Origin of the sequence: beta proteobacterium MWH-UniP1, from assembly GCA_036362785.1 — a bacterium.
Taxonomy (GTDB): Bacteria; Pseudomonadota; Gammaproteobacteria; order Burkholderiales; family Burkholderiaceae_A; genus Lacustribacter.
Genome location: CP143625.1, coordinates 1,281,805 through 1,294,276, shown reverse-complemented (window position 1 = coordinate 1,294,276; position 12,472 = coordinate 1,281,805). Strand labels below are relative to the sequence as shown.

The following is a 12,472-nucleotide window of genomic DNA, read 5'->3' as shown; positions in this document are numbered from 1 at the left end:
GGGCGAGCTGTCGTGATGAGTGATTCTGAGCGCACGGTGGCGATGCAGGTTCTGGTGCGGCCCCCTAAAAAACAACGTGTGCCTGTTGACGGGGTTTTATTGTTAGATAAGCCGGTTGGGCCATCGTCAAGCCGGGTGCTGGGCCATGTGAAGCATTTGTTGTCGGCCGCAAAGGCAGGTCATGGCGGCACGCTTGACCCAATGGCCAGCGGTCTTTTGCCGATCATGTTCGGCGAGGCGACCAAGTACGCTGCTGAGGGTCTGGACGCGGACAAAACGTATGTGGCGCAGATTGCGCTCGGTGCGCAGACCACAACGGGCGATCGTGAAGGCGATGTGATTGCGCAGGCGGCTGTGCCATCAACATTGTCGGTGCAACAGGTGACCGACGTCTTAGCCCGTTTTTTGGGGCCGCAAAAGCAGACGCCACCTTTGTATTCGGCGATTAAAAAAGATGGCCGGCCTTTGTACGATTACGCCCGTGCTGGTGAGCGTGTGGAGCGTGAGCCGAGATCCATTGTGATTCATGAGCTGTCGTTGCAGGACATGACGCTGCCCAATCTTCAGGTGCTGGTGAAGTGCAGCAAGGGTACTTATGTGCGCACCCTTGCAGAAGATATTGGTGCCGCCTTGGGTCTGCCCGCCCATCTGCACAGTCTGCGTCGTGTGGGGGTGGGGTCGATTACAGCAGACGATATGGTCAGCCTTGTGGCGTTTGAGCAGGCCAGTGACCAGGAGCGATTGTTGTTGTTAAAGCCAGTGGATTGGTTGATTCGGGATTGGCCGCAAGTGGTGTTGGGTGCGGCCCAGGTTCGGCGATTTGTTCATGGCCAGTCGGTGATGCTCGCAGACAGTGTCTTGCCGGCAGTTGTCCGAGTGAAAACCCAGTCAGGTGACTTTATTGGCACCGGCCGTGTTGACACGCATCATTTGTTGAGCCCTGAACGGGTTCGTGTTTTATCTTCTTAGGAGTTTTCTATGCGCGCCTTGCGCAACATTGCCATCATCGCCCACGTTGACCACGGTAAGACCACCATGGTGGACAAGTTACTGCAACAAGCGGGCACCTTTGCCCAGCACGAGCAGGTGTCTGAACGCGTCATGGACTCAAACGACATTGAGCGTGAACGGGGCATCACTATTTTGGCCAAGAACTGTGCGGTCGATTACGAAGGTACCCACATTAATATCGTCGATACTCCGGGGCACGCTGACTTCGGCGGCGAAGTCGAGCGTGTGCTGTCGATGGTCGATGGCGTGTTGCTACTGGTCGATGCCGTGGAGGGCCCGATGCCTCAGACCCGGTTTGTGACCCGAAAAGCACTTGCGCTGGGTTTAAAGCCGATTGTGGTCATCAACAAAATTGACCGGCCCGGTGCGCGGCCAGACTGGGTGGTGAGCGCCACTTTTGATTTGTTTGACAAGCTGGGTGCTACGGAAGAGCAGCTGGATTTCCCAGTGGTCTATGCATCAGCACTAAACGGTTTTGCCACAATGGATCACACCAAGCCCAGCAGCGACATGCGGCCTTTGTTTGACGCCATCTTGAAGTATGTGCCCCAGCGTGAAGATGATGCCGAAGCCCCGCTACAACTCCAAATCTGTTCGCTGGATTACTCGAGCTACGTGGGCAAGATTGGTATTGGCCGAATTACCCGTGGCCGCTTGAAATCGTTGCAAGACGTGATCATTCAAGACGGCCCCGAAGGCACCCCTAAAAAAGCCCGTGTCAATCAGATCTTGATGTTCAAGGGCCTGGAGCGTGAAGTGGTACCCACCGCACAGGCCGGTGACATCGTATTGATCAATGGCATCGACGATCTGAATATTGGCACCACGGTTTGCGAACTTGACCATGTGGAGCCACTGCCCATGCTGTCGGTAGACGAACCCACGCTCACCATGAACTTTATGGTGAACGCATCGCCATTGGCGGGCCGCGAGGGTAAGTTTGTGACCAGCCGTCAAATTCGTGAGCGCCTTGAGCGTGAACTCAAGGCCAACGTGGCGTTGCGGGTCGATTTCAGTGCGGATTCCGACACCTTTATCGTGTCGGGCCGCGGCGAATTGCACTTAACAATTCTTCTTGAAAATATGCGCCGCGAGGGCTATGAGTTGGCCGTGTCGCGTCCGCGTGTGGTCTTTAAGCAGTCCGAGAGTGGCGAGCGTTTAGAGCCCTATGAGATGCTGACGGTGGATGTGGAGCAAGATCACCAGGGCCCAGTGATGGAAAATCTTGGCCTGCGCAAGGGTGAGATGCTCGATATGGTGCCGGATTCAAAGGGCCGTGTGCGGATCGAATACCGTATTCCGGCCCGCGGTCTGATCGGTTTTCAGGGTGAGTTCTTAACCCTTACCCGTGGTACCGGATTGATGAGCCATATTTTCGATGACTATGGTCCATACAAAGGCGAATTGGCCGAGCGGCGCAATGGTGTTTTGGTCTCGCAAGATGATGGCAACGCCGTGGCTTATGCGCTTTGGAAACTCCAGGAGCGCGGTCGGATGTTTGTTAAGCCAGGCGATGCGCTCTACGAGGGCATGATCATTGGCATTCATAGCCGTGACAACGATCTGGTGGTGAATCCAGTAAAAGAAAAGAAACTCACCAACGTGCGCGCATCGGGCAAAGACGAGCATATCGATCTCACGCCGCCAATCGAGCTCACGCTCGAAAAAGCCGTGGAATTCATTGCCGATGATGAACTGGTTGAAATTACTCCCAAGAGTATTCGACTGCGCAAACGTTACCTAAAAGAGCATGAGCGTAAAAAAGCAACCCGTGAGGAGGCCGCATAATGCAAGATGAGATTCGCATCTCCCTGATGGCAAGCCGTCAGGTCATGGAAGACATGCTGGAAGATGCGGCTTTGCAGGCCAATCTTCTGCATGCTGCGGACCGATGCGTCTTAAGTCTAAACTCTGGCGGCAAACTACTCTTTGCAGGAAACGGCGGCAGCGCTGCCGAGGCCCAGCACTTTTCTGCAGAAATGGTGGGCCGTTTTCTGAAAGAGCGCCGGCCATTGCCAGCAATTGCTTTAAACACCGACACATCGGCACTGACCGCCATTGGCAATGATTATGGCTATGAGCAGGTCTTTGCCCGGCAGGTCGAGGCCCTGGGAAACCCGGGTGATGTGTTGATCGTGATGTCGACATCTGGCCGCAGTAAAAATATTGTCCAGGCCATGACTGTGGCTCGCGCAAAGGGGGTGGCCACCATTGCGCTGACGGGTATCCATCCCCGCGATATGGGCGATCTTGCCGATGTAGTATTAAAGGTGCCGTCCTCTCACACACCGCAAATTCAAGAGGGTCACTTGGTCTTAGGGCATCTATTGTGCGCACTGGTGGAGAACCGAATCCTTCAATAAATCAGCCGGCAGACGATGCTGCCCGACTGACCGCCGCCCGTAGCGCCTTAGAACAGGCGGTCGCTGACGGCCGAGCCAACGCGTCTGATCTTCGTCAGGCGCAACGCACGCTCAGCATTCTTGATGAGCTGCATCTTGATACGCCATCTAAGACGGTCGCGTTTTTGCTTCCCGGTTTTGATGGGGGCGCGAAAAATACCGAGGCCATTCGCAAACAATATGGCGACGATATCGCGAGCCTATTGGTCGCCTTGTATCGGCTGTCGCACTTTGGTCATCAGATTGTTGTTTCCTCAGAGGAGTCTGCGCCGGCTCAGGTCGAGACACTACGCCGGATGTTATTGGCATTGGCTGACGACCTGCGTGTTGTGGTGATCCAGCTTGCGCGCCATATTGCTTATCTTGAAACAGTTGCTGATGACATCAAGGCCAATGTCCCCGGGGCCGCGGCGCTTGGTGAATCTCTGGGGGTTGAGACCCTAAGAGTTCAGGCACCGCTGGCCAATCGCTTGGGCATCTGGCAATTGAAGTGGGCCATGGAAGATCTTGCCTTTCGCATGACCGATCCGGCGGGCTATCGAGCGATCGCCACCATGCTGGACGAAAAACGTCAGGAACGTGAGATCTTCATCACCAAGACAATCGATGCGCTCAAGCGATTGTTGTCGAAGGCCGAGATCAATGGCCAGGTCATGGGCCGGCCTAAGCATCTGTTCAGCATTCACAACAAATTGCAGGCCAAGGGGCTGCGCTTTGATCAGTTGATGGACATCCGGGCCTTTCGGATTCTGGTGGACACCGAAGCCCAGTGCTATTCCGTGCTTGGCTTTTTGCATGATCACTGGCGGCCAATGGATTCCGAGTTCGATGACTACATCACTCGGCCCAAGGCCAATGGGTACCAGTCTCTGCACACGGTGCTGCTCGATAGCGATGGCCGACCGTTTGAAGTCCAGATCCGCACCCATGATATGCATCACCGGGCCGAACTCGGGGTTGCCGCCCACTGGAAATATAAAGAGTCTGGCGGCAGTCAGGCCACCAGCGGTGACTATGCGGCACGCATTTCTTGGCTACGGCAGATGTTGGATTGGGGCCGTGGGCCAGCCGGTCAGGTTCGGCTCTCTGATGATCGTGTTTATGCGCTCACGCCCAAGGCACGCATTATTGAATTACCAAAAGGGGCAACTCCTCTAGATTTTGCCTACCATCTGCACACCGAAATTGGCCACCGGTGTCGAGGTGCCAAGGTCAATGGTCAGATTGTTCCGCTGACGACCGAGATTCACACGGGCGAAACGATTGAGTTGATGACGGTCAAGCAGGGCGGTCCCAGCCGTGATTGGATGAATCCGGATGCGGGCTTTCTGAAGAGTCCGCGGGCCCGACAAAAGGTGCGAACCTGGTTTCATGCATTGGATCTGGCCGAGGGCCGTGTCGAGGAAAAGGCAAATGATCGAGACGAGACTAGCAGTCCAGAAGCCGAGAGTCTAAAACGTGCTGAGATTTCTGCCGAAGAGCTGATTCTTTCGAAGATTAGTAAACCCAAAACAGCATCCAAGGGGCAGGTGCTGGTGGTGGGCGTCGACCGAATGCTTACGGCCTTAGCGCGCTGCTGTAAGCCTGCACCACCGGATGCCATCAAGGGGTTTGTCACGCGTGGTCGCGGGGTGAGTGTGCATCGAGAACATTGCCGAACGTTTGAGCGAATGGCCCGTGATGCGCCCGAACGCGTGATTGATACCGAATGGGGCAAGCCAAAAGACCCCGCCGAGTCGCGCTATCTTGTTGATGTCATGGTGGTCGCCAAATCACGAAGTGAGTTAATTCGTGATCTTGCCGAAGTCTTGGCGCGAGAAAAAATTCCTCTTGCGCGGATGGACTCCTTTCCCAAGGGAGACCTTGTAACCTTGTCCGTCACACTGCAGGTGGCCGATGGCGAGCAGTTGAAACGCGCGCTGTCGATGATCCGCGATTTAACCGGTGTGATGTCGGCGACACGGGTTTAACCGCAGGTGCCCAGCTCACCGCATTGGCTGCAGAAATCACAGCCGTCTTTGCGGATCACGGCGTGTGCACCACAGGCCCCACATTTTTTACCTGCCATGCTCGCCATGGGGGGCGGGCTGTCGGCAGGCGGTGCCTCGGTGTGGTGCACGATCACATTGGGCCTGCGTTGCGCACGTTGGGCCAACAGGTTTTGAATGGCGTAAGCAATCGCGGCAACTTCCGAGTCATGCCACATGGGCACGGCTGTGCCGTCCGATTTTTTGTAAGTGCCCAGCCTTACCGGACCACGATCCCAAGCAACTTTGCGCATATCAGCTAAAGAGCGCTCCAGGAAGCCACCGCGTGCCGCGAGTGACAGCATACGCATGGTCGATGTGATCCACTGCTGTGATTCTCCGCTTTGACCCACGGGCATGAAAAACTCAATGGCACGATCGACTGTGCCGTCACCTTGGGTATTGGGCAGGGGCAAGAAAGACACGATTAAATAAAGTGTCTTGTGGCCCTCTTGCGTCCAGTACTCAATTTTTTCAGCGACTGCGTCCAGCGCGCCCTTGGGCCGCTTTTCAATCACGGTGCGCATGGGGTCAGCGGGTGCAGCGGCTGCCGATTCTTCAGCATTTGCGCTTGGTGCGGGCGTGGTCTCGAGCACGGCACCCAGAATGCTATTGGGCCGGTAGGTTGCTAGGCCTTTGAGATTAAATTCCCAGGCCTGTAGATACAGGTTTTTGAAGTCTTCGTAAGGGTAGTCGGCCGGGACATTCACCGTTTTGGAAATGGCGGTATCCACATAGGGCTGCACGGCCTTCATCATGGCGATGTGGTCAGCAGCACTCATCTCGAGAGCAGAGACAAAACTCTCGGGTAGCTGATCGGCATGACCACCAAGCAGGTGATAGACACGCCATGCATGATCTTCAACCGTGTATTCACGCGTAGAGCCATCGGCCTCGCGCTTCTTGCGGCGATACGTCCACGAAAAAGCAGGCTCAATCCCGTTCGAGGCATTGTCGGCAAAGGCAAGGCTTACGGTGCCAGTTGGTGCGATCGACAAGAGATGGCTATTGCGAATGCCGTGCTTGCGAATCTCGTCTTTGATCGTTGTCGGCAGTCGGCTGGCAAACGTGCCCTCTGCCAGATAGCCTGCTGCATCAAAGGCAGGGAAGGCCCCTTTTTCTTTGGCGAGTTCGATCGATGCGGTGTAGGCCGCGTCGCGCATGCATTTGGCAATCTCGGCGGCGACTTGTCGGCCTTCTTCCCGGTCATAGCGCAGGCCAAGCATGGTGAGTGTGTTACCCAAGCCAGTAAAACCAACGCCAATACGGCGTTTGGCGGCAGCCTCTTCGCGCTGTTGGGGCAGGGGCCACCAGGTGACATCCAGCACGTTATCGAGTGCACGGACTTGTAATTTCACCGCATTAGTGAAGGCATCGAAATCAAAGGATGCCGTGCCCTGAAAACCGAACGGGTGGCGAACAAATCGCGGAAGAATAATTGGGCCGAGATCGCAGCAGCCATAAGACGGCAGTGGCTGTTCACCGCAAGGATTGGTGGCGTTAATCGCTTCGCAATACCGCAGGTTGTTGTCTTCGTTGATGTGATCCAGAAATAAAATGCCTGGTTCTGCAAAGTCATAGGCCGAGCGCATCACGGTGTCCCAGAGTTCACGGGCAGGAATGGTCTGGTAGACCCAGAGTCCATCGGATGAGCGCTGATGAGCCCCTTCACGAATTAGCTTTTCCGCGGGCTTGGCGCGGTGAACGAGTTGCCATTCCTGATCGGCCTGAACGGCTTGAATGAATGCATCGGGCACACCCACCGATACGTTGAAATTATTCCAACGGCCGGGTGTGCGTTTAGCAGTAATGAATTCATGAACATCGGGGTGGTCAATGCGTAACACCCCCATCTGGGCACCGCGACGTGCGCCCGCGCTTTCAACGGTGCTGCAGGACTGATCAAACACGTTGATGTAACTGCAGGGCCCAGAAGCCATAGAAGCCGTGCCTTTGACTTCGGCACCACGGGGCCGAATGCGGGAAAAGTCGTATCCCACGCCGCCACCGCGGCGCATCGTCTCTGCTGCTTCGCGCAGGGCTTCATAGATGCCGGGAAAGCCTTCGTCATCCACGCCTTGAATGCAGTCGCCCACCGGCTGCACAAAGCAGTTGATCAGGGTGGCTTTGATGTTGGTGCCGGCAGCACTCATGATGCGGCCCGCACCAATAGCGCCGGCCTTCATGTTGTCTAAAAAAAGTGCCTCGTATTTGGCGCGCAAGTCTTCTTTTTCAACAGAGGCCAAGGCCTTGGCGACACGGGCATAGAGCTGGTCGGCGTTGAGTTCGCCAGACTTTAGATACTTTTCCCGCAGCACATCTAGGCTGATGGTCTGGGGTTCTTGGGTAAGGCTGGCGGTATTGAGTTCTTCGCGTTTCATTTTTCTTCTGATTTAAGGGTAAAGCTGTTTAAACGGAGCCCGCGGGGCGAAGCCCACCAAGCAGGCATTTCAATAATTCTTCAACACTGCGAATCTGATCGCCAAAGGGCAGCTTTCCTGCGCCACGGAAATAAAGGCCGCGATCGGTGTCGCCTTCCAGGGCATGACCAAGCTGGCGGTCGATACAGAACTGCCCCATGGCCGAGACACCATCGCGCAGGCCGCAATGGGCCAGGCAGTCGAGTGCCAGATTACAGCCTTTTGTCTTCACGTGGGCAACCGATTTGAGCTTGTCTTCGATACGAAGATACTTTTCAAGCCAAGGCGTTTTCACAGCCCGGGCAGGAAGACCGGCCACACTGACAAACTCCACAATGTCTTCAGGCTTGGCGTTGGCCAGGGTGGTTTTAAAGGCGGGTGCTGCATCGCTTTCTTGGGTGACGGCAAAGGCGGTGCCAAGTTGCACGGCAGCATAGCCAAGTGATTGCAGCCGTTGAATATCTTCTAGTGAAGAGATGCCGCCTGCTGCAATCAGCGGAATTTCCTTGCTAAAGCCAGAGCTTTCAAAGAATTCGAGCACTGGGCCAATGACTTGGTCGAAATCAAACCGTGTGTCGTTGAGGTCGGCAACTTTTGCGGCGCCCAGATGGCCGCCAGCAAGCCGTGGGTGTTCAATCACGATGGCGTCTGGCAGTCGGCCTTTTTTCTCCCACTTCTTGACCACCAGCTGAACCCCCCGCGCATCGGACAAGATTGGGATCAAGGCGGTGTCGGGGAAGTCTCTTGCCAGGTCGGGCAGATCCAATGGCAGGCCTGCGCCAACCACCAACGCGTCGATACCTGCCTCGAGTGCGTGTTTGACATAAAGCTCGTAGGCGCTCAGCGCCTTCATGATGTTCAGGGCAATCAGCCCTTGGCCCTGGGCCAGCTGACGCGCACGCGCAATCTCCCGGTCTAGCGCCACCAGGTTTGCTTGATCGAAAATCTCACGGGGGTGCTCATGGTCCGGGGCGTCGGCGGTTGCCGCCATCAGGTCGGGGTGCAGTCGCCGCAGGTCGACCGAAGAGATGGTGCCAATCCCACCAAGCCGGGCCACCGAGCCGGCCAGGCCACCGGCCGAGACGCCCACGCCCATCCCGCCCTGGACAACAGGGACCAGGGTCTTGCCTTTGATGGACAGTGGCCGAAGGCCAGAGGCCTGAGCGAGTTCGATCAGATCGTGGGCGAGTTGAGAAGATTGGGTGAGATCAAGCGTTTGGCGGTGCAGCAATTCCGGTGCGTTCATGCGTTTTTTCTTTAAAAAACATGGGGTTAGCGTAAGGGCTTACCCTAGCAAAGGAGGCCAAAAACCTGGTTGATTTAAGTCAATTTTTCAGGCGAAGTAATGCTTGTGATTCTCTCAAGATCTTCGAAAAAAATGCGACCAATCAGCCCAGGCTTTTATCAAAAACTAAGCTTCTTCCTCCTTGTATCCGCAGTGATTCTGGGCGGCGTGTCGTCTGCACTGGCCCAGGGGGCCAGGGAGCAGGCGGATAAGCGGGATGTGAAGAAGCAGGAATTCTTAAAGCGGCTTCCCTTGGAGTCCCGTTGCAAGGCAGAAGTCGCTGCAGGGGTGGTCAGACCCGATGGGGAGAGCAAGTGGCGGGCAGGGCCTTTTGAAGTCGAGGCTGAAGATGATTTTCGGGTCAGGATTGTGATGATTAACCAGCTGTCGCCCCAAGAGCAGCAGGTCTGCGAGGCCCAGGCCCAGGGGCTGGAATACGACGATGTCCAGCGCACCCGTTATCTTGAGGACGGATCGATTGTCTGTATGAAACGGGTCTACAACGACCGGGGCCGTCTACCCCAGCTTCTCGCCTGTCGCGTGAGCGCCTTGCTGACGCAGCCCACCCATCTTCGATGCAAAAACCTAGACCCGATCTTGGACCCAGACGGTATTTATGTCGCCCCGAACCTGCTCACCGTGATGACGCTGCCGCAGGCCGTGATGACCAAGGGCACTTGCCAGGCGGCGGACCGCTATTAGTGGGTGCGCCGTATTAAATGAAGCGGGCAGCAAAGGCCTGCGGCACATTGGCCTTTGCGCGTTCCTGATAATCGAAAAACACAATACCGGTTTTGCCACGCGCCACTTCAGTGCTGTCAGAGACGCGTGTCACGCGGTAGAGTAAGTCACAGCCAAGCCGAGAGAAGTCGGTCGCGGTCATTTCAAAACGCAGGAGGTCGCCGTAAAAAACTTCGGCCTTGTATTGAATGGCGGCATCGGCAACGATGATCCCAACACCATCCACATTACTTTCGGAATAACCCATCGAGGCAAAAAAGCGCATGCGTGCCTCGGACACCAGGCTCAACATGGCCGCGTTATCCAAGTGATTGCCGTAATTAATGTGGCCAATGTAGACCGGGATCTCTGTGGAAAATGCAAAGTTGTCGGGAAGATCAATTTTGACGCGGGCCATGTTGTTGTACCGTGATAAATGTCTTGGGTGAAAGCTAGATGCCAAGCAGCAATTGCACCGGCATCAAGACGATAGAAATAAATGCTTCGGTCAGCGCCATGAGTGGCCTCATCCAGAGATTTGAAATAACGCCGGCAACCAGCAAGGCCAGTACGATAAAGAAACCATAGGGCTCAATGCGCGAGACGGCCATGGCAGATCGCCAGGGCAGTAAGCCCACCAAGATTCTGCCGCCATCCATGGGTGGCAATGGAAATAAATTAAACACAAACATCACGGTATTGACCAAGATGCCTGCATGGCACATGGCCACCCAAAACCGTTCCTCCACTTGAAGGGCGATCAACACATAAAGTGTCAGCGCCCAGAGAATCGCTTGGAACAAATTGACCGCGGGGCCGGCCAAGGCCACCCAGACCATGTCTTTTTTGGGGTGACGCAGGTTGCCAAAATTTACGGGTACAGGCTTGGCATAGCCAAACAAGAAGGCACCTGAGGTTGCGAAATACAACATCAGGGGAATGACAATCGTGCCAATCGGATCAATGTGCTTGACCGGATTCAGCGTGATGCGGCCCAGTTGATAGGCGGTGTTGTCACCGAAGTGGCGGGCCGCGTAGCCATGGGCGGCCTCGTGGACCGTAATCGCGAAGATTACGGGAATCGCGTAGATGGCGATGGTCTGAATCAGGTGGCCGATATCCATAAGCTTTTGATTGTCTCAGATCTGTAGTGGGGGCAGTCTGTGTCCCCGCTTCAAAGGGACTGCGCCGATGACCAGGGATTGGTGCGCTATTGCCAAAGCGCGGGTGCCACGGGCTCTTCAATCAGGCTCTGGACGGCGGGTTGAATTCGATTAAGAAAATTCAAACCAGAGCGCATCTCAATATCACGAACCGAAGTAATAAATTCCTCAATGCGTCGGCTGGCGTGGGGCGCATTGGGCACCACAAACGCGATTGTTTCCACTCGAATTGGGTCGAAGACGACTTTGTAAAAATGGGTTGGTACTGCGACTTGGTTGGGGCCAATGGTTTTGTTGGATGTCTCTTTTTCGAAGATGGGGCCAGTGTAGATAAAGAGTTCTCCGCGGCTGGCGACCCAGCGGCGAATGGCGGACTCAATGTCGCTCCAGATGCCACGGTTCATGCCAGGGCCGATTTGTGGCGCCATATTCGACAGGTAAAAGCTTTCCTGCATGGCCTCTTTGCTCCAGCGCATATCGGCGGCAGGCGCCATGTGGCCACGGTCATAGCCACTGCCGCGATAGTCGTCTAATTCGGCCCGTTGGCCTTTGGGTAGATCGGGGTCGGGAATGAATCGATCACTGCGGGCAACTTTTGGCACAAGACGCTCTGCTGTCATGCGTTGCGCGACCCAGGTGGGTGATTTTTTGGTGTCGTCGTGGGAGAGCGCAAAGCCGGTTCGGCAGAGCAATCGGCCCTGCTCATTGGGCAGGCCATAGGCTAAGAATTCTTTGCATCGCTCCGGCGGCGCAGAAACGGGCTGGGCTGCTGCGATGCCAAGATGGAGTGCAAGTCCTAAAAGGACTAGGGCCCGGCGCATTGACATTATTTTTTCTTTGGCCGAAAGGCCTTGCAGACGTTTTCGTGGGTGTAGATGCTTGGTCCACCAACTAACTCAAGCCCGTAAGGAATCGCAGCGAAGATGCCATGGACGATGGTCTCTCCCGCGGCGTTACGAACACCGCCCAAGGTTTCTGCAATGGCTTTGGGCTGGCCAGGAAGATTCACAATCATGGCCTTGCCCCGGACCACACCGACTTGGCGTGACAGGATTGCAGTCGGCACATAGTGCAGGCTGATCTGGCGCATTTGTTCGCCGAATCCGGGAAGTTCCTTGTCGGCGATCGCGAGCGTGGCCTCGGGCGTGACATCGCGCGGTGCCGGCCCAGTCCCCCCAGTCGTGAAGACCAGATCGCAGCCTTCTTGGTCCACCAGTTCAATCAAGGTTTTTGAGATCACGGCCTGCTCGTCTGGGATCAGCCGCTCGACAGGCTGCCATGGGCTTTGTATGGCACTTTCAAGCCAGCTGCGCAGGCCAGGCAGGCCCAAGTCCTGGTAGACGCCCTGGCTGGCGCGGTCGCTGATGGAGACCAGACCAATCTTGGCAGGTCTGCTGGTGGTTGCTGTGTCGTTCATGGGCTGTTGTTGTGACGTGTATTTGGG

Annotated in this window: 11 protein-coding genes; 5 read left to right on the top strand and 6 right to left on the bottom strand. The window is 55.8% G+C overall.

What is annotated here, in order from left to right; genetic code table 11:
- Nucleotides 1–15: 15 nt before the first annotated feature.
- From truB to AOB54_06240, 4 genes are read left to right on the top strand one after another with little or no spacing between them, the layout of a single operon-like run.
- On the top strand, nt 16–969 hold the full coding sequence (gene truB / locus AOB54_06255; protein ID WVN41104.1) for a tRNA pseudouridine(55) synthase TruB: 954 nt from the start codon (nt 16–18) through the stop codon (nt 967–969).
- A gap of 9 nt (nt 970–978) precedes the next feature.
- The gene (typA, locus tag AOB54_06250; GenBank protein ID WVN41103.1) at nt 979–2,799 is read left to right on the top strand and encodes a translational GTPase TypA; all 1,821 of its coding nucleotides are present in this window, start codon (nt 979–981) and stop codon (nt 2,797–2,799) included.
- Nucleotides 2,799–3,374 (top strand): D-sedoheptulose 7-phosphate isomerase, encoded by a 576-nt coding sequence (locus tag AOB54_06245; GenBank protein WVN41102.1) that lies wholly within the window; start codon nt 2,799–2,801, stop codon nt 3,372–3,374. The genes typA and AOB54_06245 overlap by 1 nt, the downstream gene beginning before the upstream one ends.
- Nucleotides 3,341–5,383: an HD domain-containing protein gene (locus AOB54_06240; GenBank protein ID WVN41101.1), complete on the top strand. Its 2,043-nt coding sequence runs from the start codon at nt 3,341–3,343 to the stop codon at nt 5,381–5,383. Before AOB54_06245 ends, AOB54_06240 begins: the two co-directional genes overlap by 34 nt.
- Here the strand turns inward: AOB54_06240 and AOB54_06235 are convergent.
- Together AOB54_06235 and AOB54_06230 are read right to left on the bottom strand one after the other, a co-directional pair.
- Nucleotides 5,380–7,821: an adenosylcobalamin-dependent ribonucleoside-diphosphate reductase gene (locus AOB54_06235; protein WVN41100.1), complete on the bottom strand. Its 2,442-nt coding sequence runs from the start codon at nt 7,819–7,821 to the stop codon at nt 5,380–5,382. The genes AOB54_06240 and AOB54_06235 overlap by 4 nt on opposite strands.
- A 28-nt stretch (nt 7,822–7,849) precedes the next feature.
- The gene (locus tag AOB54_06230; protein WVN41099.1) at nt 7,850–9,106 is read right to left on the bottom strand and encodes a nitronate monooxygenase family protein; all 1,257 of its coding nucleotides are present in this window, start codon (nt 9,104–9,106) and stop codon (nt 7,850–7,852) included.
- A gap of 132 nt (nt 9,107–9,238) precedes the next feature.
- On the opposite strand from AOB54_06230, the gene AOB54_06225 reads away from it, so the two are divergent.
- Nucleotides 9,239–9,847 (top strand): hypothetical protein, encoded by a 609-nt coding sequence (locus tag AOB54_06225; GenBank protein ID WVN41098.1) that lies wholly within the window; start codon nt 9,239–9,241, stop codon nt 9,845–9,847.
- A gap of 13 nt (nt 9,848–9,860) precedes the next feature.
- Here the strand turns inward: AOB54_06225 and AOB54_06220 are convergent, their stop codons facing one another.
- The 4 genes from AOB54_06220 to mog all read right to left on the bottom strand — a co-directional run bounded on the left by AOB54_06220 (nt 9,861) and on the right by mog (nt 12,445).
- Complete coding sequence (locus AOB54_06220) at nt 9,861–10,283, bottom strand: thioesterase family protein (protein WVN41097.1); 423 nt, start codon at nt 10,281–10,283, stop codon at nt 9,861–9,863.
- Nucleotides 10,284–10,317: 34 nt separating this feature from the next.
- Nucleotides 10,318–10,989, bottom strand: coding sequence for a site-2 protease family protein (locus AOB54_06215; GenBank protein WVN41096.1), 672 nt, complete (start codon nt 10,987–10,989; stop codon nt 10,318–10,320).
- Between the two features lie 86 nt (nt 10,990–11,075).
- Nucleotides 11,076–11,855 carry a DNA/RNA non-specific endonuclease gene (locus AOB54_06210; protein ID WVN41095.1) on the bottom strand — a complete coding sequence of 260 codons (780 nt, stop codon included), beginning with the start codon at nt 11,853–11,855 and terminating at the stop codon, nt 11,076–11,078.
- Nucleotides 11,855–12,445 carry a molybdopterin adenylyltransferase gene (mog, locus tag AOB54_06205; protein WVN41094.1) on the bottom strand — a complete coding sequence of 197 codons (591 nt, stop codon included), beginning with the start codon at nt 12,443–12,445 and terminating at the stop codon, nt 11,855–11,857. Before mog ends, AOB54_06210 begins: the two co-directional genes overlap by 1 nt.
- Between the last annotated feature and the right edge of the window lie 27 nt (nt 12,446–12,472).